Raw genomic sequence first — 16,992 nt, 5'->3', positions numbered from 1 at the left:
TGGACTTGATTCAGCAACGAATCAATTCTGGCACGGAAATCCGCATCCATCACGGATTCCCCAGACGGCGGTGGCCGAGATCGTACGAACTTCGGCCAACTCGTCAATCTCGTCCGCCGATTAGTGCTCGTGCAGCACTTCGGCGACCACCAACTGGCGACCTGGCGAGGGCCAGTAGCGACAGGCCACTCCCAAGAGCAGAAAGAGGCCGCCCACGATCGTGGGAACCGCGGGGCGCTCGCCGATCACCAGCAGCACCCAGATCGGAGCGAGTACTGGTTCGAGGAGACCGAGGAGACCCGCCTCGGGAGCGCCGATCTCACGGAGTCCCCGGGCGAACAAGCCGTACGGAATCGCCATCTGGATCGTTCCGAACACCACGAGGAGCGCTATCGTCGACGGGGGCGGCACGGGAATCGAGCCGCGGGTCAGAAGGATCCAGAGTCCGAGCGTGACCGAAGCGGCGAGGTTGTTGAACGCGCTGAGCCAGATGGGGTCGAGGTCGCGAAACCCGCGGAGCCCCACCACAACTCCTGCATAGCCCACGCCACTGGCGAGCCCGAGCGCGATCCCCTGCCCTTCGTTCGGCCGGCCGTCGTAACCGTAGAACACGATTGCCACGATGCCGAGCGATGCCAGCGCGATCCCTGCGATCGAGCGTCGATCCGGGCGTTCCTTGAGGAGCCAGGCACTCAGCGGAATCGTCCAGATCGTGGCGGTGCATTGAAGGAAGATCGCGTTGGCGGCCGTGGTCGTCATGACGGAACTGAGATAGAGCCCGGTCATGGCGCCAAAGGTGAAACCAAGCGGGAGCATCGCCGGCCGGACGACGCGGCGCGACGCGGGGACGAACGGCAACAAGACCAGCCCCGCGAACAGGCTGCGATAGAAGGCGACCGTCAGGCCGTCGAGTTCGAGCCCCTTGGCGAACACTCCGCCCAGGCTCCAGAGAGCGGCCGCACCAAGCACGTATCGGCGTCCGTACCGCGCCGCTTTCCGATGATCGTCCAACACCCAGCCCACGCGCAGCTCCTCGGTCATTTGTCTTTCGAGCACATCCTGCCAAATGGTACGAGTCACGGCCTGCCCCGAATAGGTGACTCGCAATTGCCTTTCCGTGTGACAATAGTAAAATCAGAGCATCGCCCTCGTTGATTGACGATCGTGGAGTGGTGGAAGCCAGCCCCGGTTTACGATCGTTGTCGAAGCAACTGAGTTCCCAACGCGTTCGGTATTTGGCTCCCCCAAATCGAAACCAAAAATAAAAGGATACGCGCCATGCACCTGGTGGTTCTCGGCGCCATCGTCCTGTTGGTCTACCTGGTGATTCGTTTGGGGGCGACGGCCGGCGCTTGGATGACGGGCAATCGTTATCGATCGTACCGCCAGCTCGCGGCGCGTTATCAGGGAAAGTATGAAAGCCGGGGCCTCTCCGATCCTCCGACCGTCAGCTTTGCCTACAAGGGGTCGAACGTCCGGGTGGGTCTGGCCCCCCAGATTACCGGCCAGTCCAACCACCCGAGGACCCGGGTCGTGGCTCGGTTTCGTAACGGCCTTCCGTTTCGGCTCGAGCTGGCGCCGGTTTCCCGCCCTGCCCCGGCGCAAGCTCCCAAAGGGACTCGACTGGTCCGGATCGGCGATCAGGAGTTCGACCGAGGCTTCGTCGTGCAGGCCAACGATCCCGAAATGGCTGCCGGGTTCCTGGACTCAGGGGTTCGCTGGTCGATCGGAAACTTACAGCGCCTGGCGCCTCCGGGCGGGATGCTGATCTCGATCAATCCGGAACGACTGCTGGTCCAGATTGATCGTAACCTCGGACTCCATGCCGAGTCGCTCATTCACGCCGTGCGTGAAACGCTTCTGATCCACGACGGGCTGCAACTCGGAGTGGCCTCGCAGTTGTCGCAGGGGGTCTCGATCCTCGCCGTGGGTCCCACTTCCAGCGAGGATGCCGGCCCGCCGATCTGCAAGGTTTGCGGGGAGGCCATCGATGGCCCAAGTGTCCGCTGTGCGGTCTGCCGGACTCCCCACCATCGCGACTGCTGGGAATACGTCGGGACGTGCTCGATCTATGGCTGCAACGGCAAACATAGTGTGTCGGCCTGAGAGTGATAGGGCATTTTCTGGGAAAGGGGTAGTTCTCCGATGAAGCAGACGCTGGAATTGATCGATTCCCGCGTTTGGGCGGTTTCGGCCCGGGGAATTACCGGTTATCCTAGCACCACCAGTTCACCTCGAACGCCGAGGATTCCCGGCGTCTCTTCCTAATATTGTCGCGTGACCAGCGAATGAGATGCTGAGGAGGTATCCTGACTATGTCATACGGCGGAAATGCCGATCCCACCGGGATTCAGGTGACGTTCCTGGACCAGACTGGGGCGAAGTCGGTTAAGGCGGTCATTGCATTCAGCGTGCCGGTTAGCCGAATTCTCCCGAATATCATCACCAAGATGAACTTACCGACCACCAGTCCGGACGGGCAACCGATGAGTTATTCGCTCGACCATAAAGAGGGAGGGCGAAGACTGATCGAGAGCCATACACTGGTGGAGGCCGGAGTTCAGAACGGCGATCACCTGATCGTCTATCCCGAGGTTGTCGCCGGACGCTTCTAACCGTTCCACGGCTCAAGTCGATGTAGGGCGCCATCCTCATTTTTTGACGCGTTGGGCTCGTCAGAACTATGTACGAATCACCTCGCATCCGACGACTTCGCAACGATTACACCGCCATGGAGCGGTTGGGGTCGGAAAGCTCGGTCCTTCGGTTCCGAGCCGAGGGAAAGCCTGCGCAACGGTATGTGGTGGAGTTTCGAGGCCGGAGCCTCGCCCGCGAGCGGGGCAAGGTCTCGATCCGCGACCGTCACGAAGTCGAGATCAAGCTCGGCTCGTCCTATCCACGAACGATGCCCGAGATCCGCTGGCTCACTCCGATTTATCATCCGAACATCTCGGAAATTGGAATGGTTTGCCTGGGGGGGTATGGGACGCACTGGGTTCCCAGCCTCAACCTCGACGAACTTTGCGGCATGCTCTGGGATATGGCTCGATTCCACAACTATGACATCAGGAGTCCGTACAACCGCGAGGCGGCCCTCTGGGTCGCGAACCAGAGCGCGTTCCTCTTTCCACTCGACGCTCGGGCGCTCCGCGACCTCAGAGTCGCGCTCGGCCGGGTCGAGTCGCAGTCCCCCCCTGCTCCCTCCGCGGAGTCGGAGCCGTCAACCCGCATACCGGCCGGGAGCAATCCGCCGGCGAGTTCGGCACCCGGCTCCAAAGCAGGCAAATATGCCGATTTTGTCCGGAAGTTCGCGGCCAATTTGAGCTCGATCACACCAGGCCAGTCCAACGCGATTCCCCGAGTCCCCGAGGCTTGGAACGGGTCTGGAGCGGAAGGACCCGAGGGATGATCCTCCTTGACATGGAGGTCGAGCTTCGCCCTGCTCCACCCCGTCCTCGGCCGGGCGATGAGATTTTCTTCATTGATTAATTGCTTGATACCTCATTCTAAGAGGTGTTGAGCCACCTTTTCGGCAAGGCGACCGGGCCTGATTGACGCGGCTAAAGTTTTGAGTCGCGCTCGATCGCCCCGGTCGTTTCGCAAACCGCCTTCGGTGAATCCTTCATGGCAGACTCCCCACTGACGTTCCTCGATGAAGACTCGCCTGATCCGGATTCGGTGACGAACGTCGATGCATCCCCTGATTTGATCATCGACGATTCCGACCGATACTCTCGGCTTCGGCTCATTCCGTGGTGGCGGCAAGAACGGCTGGCCGCCGCGCGGGTGCTCGTCGTCGGCGCGGGGGCGTTAGGGAATGAGGTGCTCAAAAATCTGGCGCTCCTCGGAGTCGGGACCGTCTACGTCATCGACCTCGACGACGTGGAACCCTCGAATCTTTCGCGGTCGGTCCTTTTTCGGACCGAAGACGGCGGTCGCGGTAAGGCGGAGGTCGGGGCGCAGCGGGCCTGCGAGATCAATCCGGAGGTGAAGATCATCCCACTCAAGGGGGATGTGATCACCGACCTTGGCCTTGGTCTGTTCGCGGATGTCGACGTCGTGATCGGCTGCCTCGATAACCGTGAGGCCCGACTTTGGGTCAACCGACAGTGCTGGAAGGTGGGAACACCCTGGGTGGATTCGGGCATTCAAGAAATCCAGGGGGTTGTGAAAGTCTTCGTTCCCCCCAACTCCGCCTGTTACGAATGCGCGATGACCGAGCGGGATTATCAACTCCTGAATCTTCGATACAGTTGCCCACTGCTCCGCCGTGATCAAATCATGGAGGGGAAGGTTCCAACGGCCCCCACCATCGCCTCTATGATGGGCGCGCTCGAGGTGCAGGAGGCGCTCAAAATCATTCACGGCCTCCCGGTTGCCGCCGGCAGCGCGATGGTTTTCAACGGGGTCGCGAACCAGTTCTACACGACTCAACTCCCCTTCCGGGCCGATTGTCTCAGTCACGAGACCTATCCCGAACCTGTCGAATTGCCTCTGAAATCGACGCGACCCGTCTCCGATCTCTTCGAGGCTGCGCGGCGGACGGATCTGGCCGGACCGTTGACCCTGGCCCTCGAACGCGACCTTGTCGTCTCGATCGATTGCCCGCGCTGCGGCTGGCAGTTGGAGGTTCATCGGCCGAGAACTCGCGTTTCCCAGTCCGAGTCGATTTGCCCAACTTGCAACGAGCCGGCTCAACCGGAAATCGTGAGCGCCCTGGCTGAGGATTCTCCCCTGGTCGCGCTATCGCTTGCACGCGTCGGCATCCCTCCCTACGACATCGTCCGTGTCGACGGCGTCGACGAGTCGCGTTTCTTTCTCCTCGCCGGGGATCGAGGATGGCTCGAACCCGATGCAAAGGATCCTGGAACCCACTCCTGAGAGAGGTCGTTGACTGGCCTTTGATTGTTCGGACTTCGGGTTCTGATAGAATGTGTTTCTGTAGACATGTTTTGGTTTAATGTGTTTCGAGGTCAGCGACGGGAAGGGCGAGCGGCTTGAGCCACGATGAGATGGTCTTCGACGACGTGAAGTATCGCGAGCCGGAGCGTCGCTGCCGGCCTGATCGTGATCGCCGCTGGGCCTGTCTGGCCTACGGGGTGCCAGGGGTGATCGACCTCCCCATCTATCTCGATCGCGAGACGGCCGACTTGATCGAGCGGCATGCCCTCCGCGACACTTCCGTTGAGCTGGGGGGAATTCTGCTCGGTAAGGAATGCCTCGACGAGAAGACAGGGCTCCCGTTCGTCATGGTCACCAAGTCGCTGGAAGCCAAGCACTACGAGAATACGCAGGCCAGTTTCACCTACACTCATGATTCGTGGGAAGAGATTACCCGCGAGCGCGATCGTTTGCATCCCGACCTGGACATTGTGGGCTGGTACCATACCCATCCGGATTTCGGCATCTTCCTCTCCAGTCACGACCAGTTCATCCATCGCCACTTCTTCGCTCAGCCGCTTCAGATCGCTTATGTAGTTGACCCGATCCGCCAGACCCGCGGGTTCTTTCATTGGCGTGACGGGGAACTGGCCGAGGTGGAGGGGTACTACCTCTTCGCCGATCGGGCCGACCGAATCGCCCTCACGCGATTGGTCAATGACCTGGAGAACTTCCCCAACGCCGAAGGAGGCGGTGGGGGCCTCTCCCCTCGACTGGAGGCGCAGCTAATCGCCATGCTCACGCGACCGGTCACTCACCATCCAACGGCCGTCGACCGCACCCAGACGGCCGTACTTTTCAGTCTGTTCGGCAGCCTGGTCGGGATGCTCGTGCTGACCGCTGGCCTCGTCCTCTACCAGATGTACCAAAGCGTCGCGGACCAGGCGCGGACGCTCAAGGAACTTGAGCAAAGCACAGGAGAGATCGTCTCGGCGCAACGCCTGGCGCTCGATAGTCTTCTCGAAGAGGCGAGCAATGGTCGTCCCGACAAGTTTACCGATCAGTACAATCGCGTCGTCCGCGAGCGCGACGCGGCTCGCAAAGAGGCGGAGCGTTCGAAGACGATCGATGTCGCACTTACCGATCGGTCCAGGCAGCTCGAGGTCGCCAACCTCAAACTCAGCAAAGACTATGAGTCTGCGAAAAAGATCGTTGCTCAGTACAATGAGGAGAAGAAAAAATCGCCTGATCTGCTCAGTCGGCTCGAGTTCCTCGAAGACGCGGTGAAGACAAAGGCGCAGACGATCAGGGAAAAGGATGCGATCCTGGAGACGGTCAAGGACGCGGACAAAGTCGAAGCGCTGATCAATCGCTATCATCGAACCTGGTACACCGCGGCCGCGGGTTGGGGGCTCTTTCTGGTCGCCGCGCTTGGCCTCTTCACGATGCTGGGGCAGCCGAGGCCGGTCGTGACGCCGCGCGAGGAATCGACAACCGATGACCCGCCCCCGCACCGAATTGTGTGAAAGGCCCTGAGGACATTGCGAACCGACTTCCACTTGCGCCTGCTGAGACTCGCGCTTCTGCTGGCTCTTTTCCTCACCCCTCCCCTTCAGGCAGCCGACCTTGCCCCGTCAGGCTCCTCGGTGTCCGGGCGACCGACCCCGGTTGCAAAGGACCTGACTCCGGTCCCCGTCCCGCAACCGAGCGCACTCGCCGTTCGTTACCATGAGTCGGGGAACTGGCTCTGGGCGCTGGGCCAACTGTGGGCCTTACTGGTCCCGGCCGCCCTGCTCTTCTCTGGCGCCTCGGCCAGATTTCGGGATTTGGCGCGGCAACTTGGTCGTCGCTGGATTTTTACCGTTGGGATCTATGTTCTGCTTTTCTCCTTGATCGTGTTTCTGCTCGACCTTCCACTTCACTTCTACCGTGGGTACGTTCGCCAACACGCCTACGGACTCTCCACGCAATCGTTCCAAAAATGGTTGTCCGATTCCGTCAAGGAAGCGGGCATCTCGGCGGTCGTGGGCGCACTGTTCACCTGGATTCCGTTCCTGATCATTCAGCGAAGTCCTCGTCGATGGTGGCTCTACACCACGATTCTCACGATTCCGTTTCTGCTTGGCGTGGTGCTCTTGAAGCCGATCTGGGTGGATCCTTTATTCAACGACTTCGGGCCGATGAAGGACAAAGTGCTCGAGCGCGAGATTCTCGCGTTGGCCGAGCGTGCGGGGATCAGCGGCAGCCGGATCCACGAGGTCAACAAAAGCGTGGACACCAAGGCGTTGAACGCCTACGTCACTGGCCTGCTGGGGACAAAGCGGATCGTGCTCTGGGACACGTTGCTCGCCCGGCTCGACGATCGCGAAGTGCTCGTCGTCATGGGCCATGAAATGGGGCACTACGTTCTTGGCCATGTCCCGAGGACGATCTTGCTCTCCTCCTTGATCACCCTGGCGAGCCTCTTCTGGGCCGACCGGGCCGGGCGTTGGCTGCTCGCGCGCGCCAAGGGGCGGTTCGGCGTCAGCCAACTCTCCGACGTGGCCTCGGTCCCGCTCTTGCTACTTCTCTTGCAGCTCGCTTCGCTAGCGCTTCTTCCCGTTGCCAACGTTTATAGCCGGCATCAAGAACACGAGGCCGATCGCTTTGCGCTCGAGCTCACTCGCTCGAACCGGGATGCTGCGCTCGCTTTCGTCAAGCTGCAAAAAGAGAATCTCGGAGTTCCTCGGCCCGGCTTGGTCTACCGTATCTGGCGAGGATCGCATCCCAGCATTGGGGAGAGGATTGATTTCTGCAACACCTACCGCCCTTGGATGCAGGGTCGTTCGCTCCGGTACTCCCGCTGGATTCGTCCCGAATCCGCGGTTCGCCGCTAAAAAAATGGTGATCGAGGTTGCACTCGACGCGAACGATTGTGGATCAATAGGTTAGGTGAGGATTTCCAGGCCGCGAATCGGTCCCTGTCTCGATTCGGCCGTGAATTGGAAAAAGTGAAGCTTGCACGCAGGGACGACGCTTGCCATGATCGGGCAGCTGAAAGGCGTTGCGAAGCTTGGCACTTGGATATGAGCGATTTCCTTCCCTGCCGTCTCTCGCTCTCAGTCTGGAATCACCCAGCATAGATCCCCGCCGGCCTGCTCTCTCCTAAACCAAGTTTGAATTTTTATTGAGGGTCCTTCAATTCCAGGGGATGGGAGGGGCCTCGAAACGGGAGCATCGGTTAATGAACCTGGATTTCTGGCGAAGATTGGCATGCCGGCGTCCTGGATGGGTGGTCAGCGGTTGGTTTGCGGCGGCGATTGTCATCGGCCTGTTTGCGCCGAACCTGACGAAATTGGCTGCCGAGGGGCAAGCGAAGCTGCTTGGTCGGGATTCTGAAAGTTTGAAGGTGGCCCAGGTCGTGGCCAAGGTTTGGCCCGACCAAGGCTACGAGTCGATGGCGATTGTCGGTTTCCACCGCCCTGGGGGTCTGACCGATTCCGATCGCGAGTACGCAAGCCAACTGGCTAAGAAGTTTGCGGCCCCGTCGCGGCCCCGCGAGATCCTCCGAGTTCTTGGGCCCGACTCTCAACCCGAGGTGGCCGATCGCCTTTTGAGCCGGGACAAGTCGCTGGAACTGGTGGCGGTTCCAATGCGTCTCGCGTTTGTGGCTCCGCGCACTCAGGAGGCTGTCGCCTGGCTGCAGGCAACCGCGGCCAGCCCGTCGCTCTCTACGCCCAACGGACTCGAGATCCTCTGGAGTGGCGACGCAGTACTTGGGCGCGACTACATGGCGAGCGTCCAGACCTCCCTCGACCGCGCCGCTCTCGTCACCGTTTTCCTCCTGTTTGTGGTCTTGCTGGCGGTTTACCGATCCATCTGGCTTGCCCTGGTTCCACTGGTCACGATCGGGCTCAGCTTGGTGATCACGCGCGGGATTCTGGCGTGGATGACTCAGTTCGGTTGGGAGATTTCCCCCCTGGTCGAGCTCTTTCTGGTGGCGATCTTGTTCGGTACCGGGACGGACTTCTGTCTCTTTATCTCGTGGCGATTCGGCGAACATTTCAACCCGGACAATCCCCGGGGTGCAATGCAGGCGACCCTCGAGAGTTCTTCGCTCGCTCTGTTGACCAGCGCAGGGACGGTCATCGTCGGTCTCTCCCTGATGGGGACAACCCACTTCAAGTTGTTTTCGAGTACCGGGCCGAGCGTTGCGATCGGTCTCGTCCTGACGCTGATGGCGACCCTGACCTTGACCCCTGCCCTGCTCGTCCTGCTGGCGGGGCTACGGCCGCGCTCGTTCAGCGGACTGACGGCGCCTTCGTCGGGTGTCTGGGAAAAGCTCGGTCGGTTGGCAATGGCTCGGCCGCTGCTGAGTTGGGGCCTGGCCCTCCTCTTCATGACCCCTCTGGCGCTCTTGAGCCTTCGCGCGGATTTCGTCCAAGACCTCATGACCGAACTGCCCGAACAGACCCGATCGGTCCAGTGCTTGCGGCTGATCGCCGAGAAGTTTGAACCGGGGATGATGGCCCCCTTGACCGTGGTTCTCGAGTCCGACGCCGATCTCCGGAGTTCGGAAGGCCTGGCGCTGATCGACGATGTCAGTCGTTTTCTCACCCTGCAACGCAGACTCGTCGAAGTGCGATCGGCCACTCAGCCGTTGGGGCGTACGGAGACTTTGGCGCGGGCGCGGCTGGCCTCGCGGCTTGGCGAGGTCAATGAGGGATTTGTTCGCATGGCCTCGGGGGCCGGCGAGCTCCGCAAAGGCCTGATCGAAGGAGCGGCGAAGATACAGGCAGCGCTCTGGTTGGAGCGGACAACCGGCCTGAAACTGATGAATGAAGCCTCGACCGCTTCCTCGTTGGGTGGGGTCAATCCCGCTCCCACAAACGCCGGGAACCTCCTCTCACAAGGGTTCAGGCAAGCTTCGGCCGCCTTCGTGGGGTCGAGTCCTTGGTCGGCTCGGAAGCCTACGACCGAGCCTGAGAAGATAAGCCCATTGCCCAATGGGGCCCTCAAGCCCGAACAGCCACGTCAGTCGATGCTCCGTGACCTCAGCCGAGCCGCCGAGGGGGCAGCGCAGATCGAAGAAGGTGCGGCCCGCGCCCACCGTGAAGTCTCGTCAATTCTGGCCGATCCGGTCGGGCGTCGCGCACTCGATCGGCTCTTAATCGACGCCCAGACGCTGCGTGACAACCCTGACCTGGGAAAGAGTTTCTCCGCCTATATCACCAAGAGCGGTCGTCGCGCCCGGATCGACTTGGTCCAGGCTGACCGCGTCTTCTCGGCGGGGGCCATGGACCAGGTTCAGACGCTTCGCCAACGTCTCAATGACTTTCTTGGCGAGGTCGAGGGAATGAAGGTCAAGGCCACGATTGGCGGCGCCAACGCCGAGTCGGCGGACATTCGCGCTCTGACCCGGTCCGACCAGATTCAGAGCTGGTTCGTGGTACCGATCGGAGTCTTCCTCGTTTTGCTTGTGGCCCTGCGCGACCCGCTGGCGTGTCTTAACCTGGTCGCCACGATGATCCTGACCTACATGTTTGCGCTCGGGGCCAGTCACCTGGTGTTCGTCACCCTTCTCGGTGCCGAGGGGCTCGACTGGAAGGTGCCCTACTTCTTGTTCGTACTACTGGTCGCCGTGGGCGTGGACTACAACGTGTTCCTGATGGACCGGGTCCGTGAAGAGTCATCACGGCTCGGGTTGCGAGCGGGGATCGTTCAAGCGATCGCGAAGACGGGGGGCCTGATTACCTCGGCCGCGGCGATCACCGCGTGCAGTTTTGCATCGTTTTTGAGTAGCCCGCTGGGTTCGCTTCGTCAGCTCGGCTTCGCGCTCGTCGTTGGGATCACGCTCGACGCCGTGCTCGTTCGACCGATACTGGTCCCCTGCGGCCACTGGCTGTTGAGCCGCTTACGATTGGCAAGAAACGTGAGGTCCGACCAGCGGGCGACCCTGGGGCCCGTCGGACAGTACGTTCATGTGGGCGACTGAGCTCCCTTTCGGGAGATCGAGCGATCGGCCAGCAGGTCCCCTGCACTGCCCCCGTGCGGATCGAACCGGAGTTGACCCGCCGCGCGGCTGTGCACATCTTGTCAGGTCGGATCGTCACGGGTCAGTGCGGTCGACTCGACCCGAGTCATTGATTCGGGTCTGGTGGTCGGCGTTCGGACGATCCGGATTTCCTGCCGTCCCCATCGCCGCCCGGTCGGGCTCCTAACGCCGAGAATTGGATCCGCTTCGAGAGCGCTTCAGTCGCGAGGGTTGGTGGGTTCCGACCATGCAAACAGTGCGGCCCCGACGTGTAGAGGATTTAGGCCAATGAAAAGCCGGGGCGGACGACCCAACGCGAGTGTCTCGGGAGGAACGATTCGTCACGGGATCGGTCCGTCACCGCTGGGGTCAATTCTGATTGGGATCTCTCAAGAGGGGATCTGCGGTTTATTTGTTCTCCTCGACGGAGGAGCGCTCCATGCGATGGAGCGACTTCGCCACCATTACCCGGGGGCCGAGCTTGTCGAGGATCAGGCCGCGGTCAGCGGACTCTTTGCTCGCGTAACCGCCTTCCTGTACGGCGAAGACGATTGCAGGGACCTGTCGATCGACATGTCGAGCGGAACGCCATTTCAAAGGCGCGTGTGGGAGTCGCTCCGCGGGATTCCAAGGGGACAGACTCAATCGTACGGAGAGGTGGCGAAGGCGATCGGTCACCCCGGGGCCGCGCGAGCGGTCGGTGCGGCCTGTGGCATTAATCCCGTCTCACTGCTCGTCCCTTGCCACCGGGTCGTCGCATCGGGGGGATCCCTCGGTGGCTACGGTTGGGGGCTTGAGAGGAAGCAGGCCCTACTCGATCTCGAGCGCGAGTAATGAACCGTCTGGCTCCGCGCTTCCCGAGTACGAGGGCTCCAGTCGGGAAATCAATCCTGGGGCCCGCCTGTCGGGAGATCCGACAGGCCGAGGTTCAGCGTCATAGTTGATCCCGGACGATGACCTGATCCAGGTAGGCAGGTCGCGGATCAGGAGGAACAACCGGCCGAATTGCATCGGCCGATCCCCTGCCCTATCCCTCGCGAATCAGACTTCCAGCCAGGTGGCCCGGATGCTGAATTCCAACCTGGCGGGCCACCTGTCTCTCGACAATCCGGTTCAGTTCGCCCGGCCGAGGTACTCGCCGGTCCGGGTATCGACCCGCACCGTGACGCCTTGCTCGAGGTGCTCCGGCACCTGAATGACGTGGCCGGTAGCGAGTGTGGCAGGCTTGGTTCGTCCCGTGGCGGAGTTTCCCCGGACACCCGGGGCCGTCTCGGCGATCAGTAGATCGACGGTGTCGGGGAGTTCGACGGCGATCACTTCGTCGTCGACGACGAGCGACTCGACACCTTCCATGTTCTCGGTCATGTACGGCAGTTGATCGCGAAGATCGTCGACCGAGAACGAAAACTGATTGAAATCCGCCGAGTCCATGAAGTGACAGCCATCAGGGTCACGGTAGAGGAACTGAACCGGACGGCGTTCGAAACTCGACTCGTTGAGGGCGTCAGTCCCTCGGTAGGCTTTCTCGACGCGCGACTTCGTCTTGAGGTTGCGCGCTTTGATCTTGTAGAGCGTGGCCGCACCCCTCGCCGAGGGGGTCTGAACCTGGATCTGCTCGATCATGTGAGGCGAGCCGTCGATCTCGACCACCATCCGTCGTTTGAAATCTTTGGCGGGAACCACGGCGGCCGATCCTCCAGCCCCGTCGAACAGGCGACGTGGGCTTCGGTGAAAAAACGCAGAACTGTATGGACCTGTCGATTCATCCCATCATACGGGAGTCAGTCGCGACGGTCAAAGCCAACCGAAGGCGGCGTGACGGAACTCGCGATCCCCGTTTGGCCCACCGACCACGCAGTTGACACGAAGCCCACCCAGAGATAGCTTAGCTCACTGAAACGCAACTCTGTAAGCGCCAACTTGGTGCGGCTATGCCCGATTCGACTGAACGAGATGAAGCGACACAACTCGAGCACTGCCAGGACGTGCTCAACTACTCGTTCAAAGATCCCACCTATCTCCGTGAGGCCCTGACGCACGCGTCAGGAGCCGACCACCGGCTGGTGTCGAACGAACGACTCGAATTCCTCGGCGACGCGATTCTTGGTGCGATCGTCTGTGAACAACTCTTTCTCAAGTTCCCCGAGTACCTCGAAGGGGAGCTGACGCGCATCAAGTCGGTCGTCGTGTCGCGACGCACTTGCGCCAAGATTTCCCAGAAGCTCGGGCTCGAGGACTTTCTCGTCCTTGGCAAAGGGATGGGAGGGCAGGACGAGACCCCCTCCTCTGCCCTGGCCGACGTGTTCGAGAGCTTGATCGGCGCGATCTATCTTGATGGCGGCATGGAGTCGGCCAAGCGTTTCATCGTCCGGCACATCGAGGCGGAGATCGACGCGACGGTCGATGGCCAAGGGGGCATCAACTACAAGAGCAACCTGCAGCAGGTTGCCCAACGCCAGTTCGGCGAAACGCCGACCTACCTACTGCTTGACGAGAAGGGCCCAGACCACTCGAAGTGCTTCAAGATTTCCGCCCAGATCGGCCGTGAACGATACGCGCCGGCCTGGGGCCGCAATAAGAAGGACGCCGAGCAACGAGCCGCGATGAACGCCCTCAGTCAACTCTCGGGAGAGGCGGTTCCCTTCGAGTCGGACTGAGTCGCTCCGCTGTCGATTCTTGCGGACTTGCGACCTGTGCGAGTGAAGCGTACGATCTCAGACGTCGGAGGCTTGCCGAGGGGCTGTCTCGGCACTTCTTGACTGCTATTCGCGGAGAGAGGATCCCGTGACCGGTTCGCTGGTTCTCGACCTTGGAGTCGGGCCCGAAATCTGGCTCTTTCTGACGCTCTTCGGCTGTATCACGCTCTTCTTTAAATTCAGCCGAATTTGGAGCGTGCGGAACCTCGATCTCCTGCTCCTCTTCGCGCTCTCACCCGGCATGATGCGGCTCGTCGGGAACGGGGACCGGCAGCCCTGGATCGCCTTCCTCTGGCTGTTCCTCGGCTCCGCGGCCTGGCTGGTTCGCTGCTTCGTCGACCTTGGGCTCACCCGTCGCCCACTCCTCGAGCCCAACCTCAACGTGGCAGGGCTCGCCTGCCTGTCGGTCGGGATGCTCTCGCTTCTGGTCGCCGAAACGATTAGCTTGCCCGTCGATGAAGGAGAAGCGCGGAACCCGGCGGCCCCCAGCGGACGCGATACGTCGCCTCCCCCCGGAGCGCGAGACGCCAATTCGACCGTCAACAAAATGCTCATGAACGCGCCGCTCCTCGGCGCCCTGAAACCAAATCCGCCGCAAGTCATCCTCTCGCGGGTCCTCGCCAGTCTGGCACACCTCGGCCTGGTTGCCGGTTTGATCGTCGTCGGTTGGAGACATTTCGAGCGACCGATCGCCGGACTTGCCGTCGCCACCTGTTACCTGCTCTCCCCCTACACCAGAATCGCCCTCGTTGATAGTGGCCAGGTCGTTCCCGCCGCACTCATCGTGACTGCCCTCGCGGTCTACACCAGACCCGCAATCGTGGGGTTGCTCATCGGCCTGGCGGCCGGTTGGATGCCTGCCTGTCTCGGGCTGGTGCCGCTCTGGGCTGGTTTCTATCGCAGCCGAGGATGGATCCGCTTCACTTCCGTGAGCCTGGGAGTCATCTCGGTCTGCGCGCTTCTGGGCGCATTCATTCCTGGGTTGGCTCGTTGGGCTCGCGCACTGGGGGCCCGAAGTCTCGCTGAGGCCGGCCTCTTGCCTGGTATGGAACCGCCGCAGTATGGGAGCTTCTGGTCAGGAATCGACGCGAGCTATCGGCTTCCCGTTTTGATCGCGTACCTGGCGCTGGTGATCGTCACTTCGCTCTGGCCCGCCGAGAAGAACCTGGGCGAGCTGATCGCGTTGTCATCCGCCTCGCTCATCGCGAGCCAGTTCTGGTATCTGGAGGAGGGGGGGACGATGGTCCTGCTTTATTTACCCCTCGTCCTGCTGATGATGTTCCGACCGAACCTTGGCACGAAGCGACCGATCGCCGGTGGCTCGAGGACCAAGGAAACCCGGCGGTCGCTCTTCCCCGTCCGTTGAGACGACTCCGACTAACGCGAGGACGTTCTCCTCTCAGCAGAGAATTTGCGCCGCACCTCTGCCCTGCTCTGGAGCCGGTTGAACATGGAATTTACTTACGAAGCGATCGCCAAGCGGATCGATCACTCACTTCTCGGCCCGACGTTGACGGAGGTCGAACTCGAAGAGGGATGTCGAGTCGCTGCGCGATATCAGGTTGCCAGCGTTTGCATCAAGCCGTTTGCGGTGGCTCAAGCCTCAGAAATTCTCCGAGGCTCCGGTGTGCTCGTTGGGACGACGATCGGCTTCCCGCACGGAGGACATGCGACTTCGGTGAAAGTGTTCGAGTCCGAACGGGCTATCGCCGACGGTGCGACCGAGCTCGATATGGTGATCAACATCGGCCATGCGATCGAAGGCCGCTGGGATCAAGTCCGGGCGGAGATCGAGGCGATCACAACCACGGCGCACAATGGCGGTGCGATCCTGAAAGTGATCTTCGAGAATTGCTATCTCACCGACGAGCAGAAGATTCGCCTCTGCCAGATCTGTGGCGAGGTGGGAGCCGATTACGTGAAGACTTCCACGGGCTACGGGACCGGCGGAGCCTCGCACGCTGACCTGATCTTGATGAGGAAGGCGGCGCCATCGCACGTGAAGTTGAAGGCCGCCGGCGGAATTCGCGATCTCGACGCCGCGATCGCGGTTGCCAAACTTGGCTGTGATCGAATTGGTGCCAGCAAGACCGCAGAGATCCTCGACGAGCTCACCCTGCGATTGGCTCGCTAACTGTTGCCTCCGGCGCGTTCTGAATTTCGGTCGATCGGGCCGCCCGACGTCTGGCTCGGCTCCTACCCGAACGTTGAGCCTCATCGACTCGCCGGACCCACCAGAAGGTTTCACGTGGAATCAAAGAGTCGCATCGGACCGGTGTCGGCAAGTTCGGGTTGGTCACCAAGGATTATCGACCCGACCGGTTTCACGTGAAACGAGTCCCGCGCTCGCACGCCCTCACATTGCAAGGCCTTCAACCGTCTCGCCCCTGCCCTGCTCTGCCAAACCTGAGCGGTTGGAATCTCAGGTCCGGCTCACCGGATTCAAAGTCTCTGGGAGCAGATAACCGTCGGGTCGCAATCGATTCGCATCGCCCGGACGACCTTGATGCCCGTGGTAGCGATTCGACACGAGTTTTTGCGTTTGACCGGTCTGACCGCTCGACGCCGAGGACTCGTCGCTTACCACGTGCGCTCCGCCCCGCGGACGATAAGTTGCTCGACAACCTCAGTAGCTCCGAGCCGAATGCCGATCCCTCGTCATGGTGATCGATCATCACCTGGAAATCTCTCTACGGTAGTGTGGCCAGCGATCTTCGAGTTGCTCGATCCATTCATTGCTGGGATCCGGTCGCTGATGACGAACTTCGCCATGCCGGCACGTACGATCGCCCGGACCACATCGGAGTCACGACGATCGGCGATCGCAACGGCCGCCAGGTCCTCGGTCTGACCGACGCATTGCTATGGCTTCGCGTTCGCCTCGCACCTCAATGGCCCATCCATGAGAGCCGACGTTGCGCGACGATCACCCCAGAGGTCAACTAAGCGATGACCGGATCCAAGGCGTGAGTGACTTGCCGCTTCAGCTTGGGGATCGTGCCCAGCAAGTTGTCCAGCACGAACAGGTCGGATGCCAAACGCTGGATCGGCCGAACGGCCAGGCGGTGGGAGCCAGCAAACTTGGTGAGGATCGCCCGCAGACGCAGGCCGATGGGACCGGTCGGAACGCCCCCTGGAGGGGCCGCGCAATTGGTCGCCCCAACGTGGCAATTGGTCATCCGGTGGAGTCGGTACTCCTCGACCTCGGGCCGGACCGGTGGGATCTCGGCGATCCGATATCGCATCAGTTTGGGAGCTTCGCTGCGATGCGCAGCACCACGACGGACGGCTGTTCGTCGGCTTGACCTCGAGGTTCTCGCGCGGTTGCTCGGGTGCAACCGATGCCCGGGTGTGGCGTTTGGGGCCGGGCTGAGCAATTCGCTTTCGCCCGGACGGAGAGCC

At 61.4% G+C, this 16,992-nt stretch carries 15 protein-coding genes; 12 read left to right on the top strand and 3 right to left on the bottom strand.

What is annotated here, in order from left to right; translation table 11 throughout:
- Window positions 1-120: 120 nt before the first annotated feature.
- Window positions 121-1,023, bottom strand: coding sequence for a DMT family transporter (locus V5E97_RS37085; RefSeq protein ID WP_406696566.1), 903 nt, complete (start codon window positions 1,021-1,023; stop codon window positions 121-123).
- A 255-nt stretch (window positions 1,024-1,278) separates the two neighbouring features.
- Between V5E97_RS37085 and V5E97_RS37080 the strand changes: the two genes are divergently transcribed.
- The 9 genes from V5E97_RS37080 to V5E97_RS37040 all read left to right on the top strand — a co-directional run bounded on the left by V5E97_RS37080 (window position 1,279) and on the right by V5E97_RS37040 (window position 11,728).
- Complete coding sequence (locus tag V5E97_RS37080; protein WP_406696565.1) at window positions 1,279-2,106, top strand: RING finger protein; 828 nt, start codon at window positions 1,279-1,281, stop codon at window positions 2,104-2,106.
- Window positions 2,107-2,315: 209 nt separating this feature from the next.
- Window positions 2,316-2,615: an EsaB/YukD family protein gene (locus V5E97_RS37075; RefSeq protein ID WP_406696564.1), complete on the top strand. Its 300-nt coding sequence runs from the start codon at window positions 2,316-2,318 to the stop codon at window positions 2,613-2,615.
- A gap of 68 nt (window positions 2,616-2,683) precedes the next feature.
- Window positions 2,684-3,409: a ubiquitin-conjugating enzyme E2 gene (locus tag V5E97_RS37070; RefSeq protein WP_406696562.1), complete on the top strand. Its 726-nt coding sequence runs from the start codon at window positions 2,684-2,686 to the stop codon at window positions 3,407-3,409.
- 215 nt (window positions 3,410-3,624) lie between these two features.
- A complete protein-coding gene (locus V5E97_RS37065) occupies window positions 3,625-4,881 on the top strand; it encodes a HesA/MoeB/ThiF family protein (protein WP_406696561.1) in 1,257 nt (418 codons plus the stop codon).
- Window positions 4,882-4,997: 116 nt separating this feature from the next.
- The gene (locus tag V5E97_RS37060) at window positions 4,998-6,407 is read left to right on the top strand and encodes a M67 family metallopeptidase (protein ID WP_406696560.1); all 1,410 of its coding nucleotides are present in this window, start codon (window positions 4,998-5,000) and stop codon (window positions 6,405-6,407) included.
- Window positions 6,408-6,440: 33 nt separating this feature from the next.
- A complete protein-coding gene (locus tag V5E97_RS37055; protein WP_406696559.1) occupies window positions 6,441-7,757 on the top strand; it encodes a M48 family metallopeptidase in 1,317 nt (438 codons plus the stop codon).
- 347 nt (window positions 7,758-8,104) lie between these two features.
- The gene (locus V5E97_RS37050; RefSeq protein WP_406696558.1) at window positions 8,105-10,855 is read left to right on the top strand and encodes an MMPL family transporter; all 2,751 of its coding nucleotides are present in this window, start codon (window positions 8,105-8,107) and stop codon (window positions 10,853-10,855) included.
- Between the two features lie 191 nt (window positions 10,856-11,046).
- Window positions 11,047-11,169 (top strand): Ada metal-binding domain-containing protein, encoded by a 123-nt coding sequence (locus V5E97_RS37045; RefSeq protein ID WP_406701276.1) that lies wholly within the window; start codon window positions 11,047-11,049, stop codon window positions 11,167-11,169.
- Window positions 11,170-11,182: 13 nt separating this feature from the next.
- A complete protein-coding gene (locus tag V5E97_RS37040) occupies window positions 11,183-11,728 on the top strand; it encodes a methylated-DNA--[protein]-cysteine S-methyltransferase (RefSeq protein WP_406696557.1) in 546 nt (181 codons plus the stop codon).
- Between the two features lie 279 nt (window positions 11,729-12,007).
- On the opposite strand, the gene V5E97_RS37035 is transcribed toward V5E97_RS37040, so the two are convergent.
- Window positions 12,008-12,577, bottom strand: coding sequence for an elongation factor P (locus tag V5E97_RS37035; RefSeq protein WP_406696556.1), 570 nt, complete (start codon window positions 12,575-12,577; stop codon window positions 12,008-12,010).
- Between the two features lie 248 nt (window positions 12,578-12,825).
- Between V5E97_RS37035 and rnc the strand changes: the two genes are divergently transcribed.
- The 3 genes from rnc (at window position 12,826) to deoC (ending at window position 15,724) form a co-directional block, all read left to right on the top strand.
- Window positions 12,826-13,551 carry a ribonuclease III gene (gene rnc / locus V5E97_RS37030; RefSeq protein WP_406696555.1) on the top strand — a complete coding sequence of 242 codons (726 nt, stop codon included), beginning with the start codon at window positions 12,826-12,828 and terminating at the stop codon, window positions 13,549-13,551.
- Window positions 13,552-13,678: 127 nt separating this feature from the next.
- On the top strand, window positions 13,679-14,956 hold the full coding sequence (locus V5E97_RS37025; RefSeq protein ID WP_406696554.1) for a hypothetical protein: 1,278 nt from the start codon (window positions 13,679-13,681) through the stop codon (window positions 14,954-14,956).
- An 84-nt stretch (window positions 14,957-15,040) separates the two neighbouring features.
- Window positions 15,041-15,724, top strand: a complete 684-nt coding sequence (gene deoC / locus V5E97_RS37020) for a deoxyribose-phosphate aldolase (RefSeq protein WP_406696553.1) — start codon at window positions 15,041-15,043, stop codon at window positions 15,722-15,724.
- Window positions 15,725-16,532: 808 nt separating this feature from the next.
- On the opposite strand, the gene V5E97_RS37015 is transcribed toward deoC, so the two are convergent.
- Entirely contained in the window at window positions 16,533-16,835 is a 303-nt protein-coding gene (locus V5E97_RS37015) for a hypothetical protein (protein ID WP_406696552.1), read from the bottom strand.
- Between the last annotated feature and the right edge of the window lie 157 nt (window positions 16,836-16,992).

Origin of the sequence: Singulisphaera photorubra (assembly GCF_045290345.1) — a bacterium.
GTDB lineage: Bacteria > Planctomycetota > Planctomycetia > Isosphaerales > Isosphaeraceae > Singulisphaera.
This window is presented reverse-complemented; position numbering and strand designations above follow the sequence as displayed.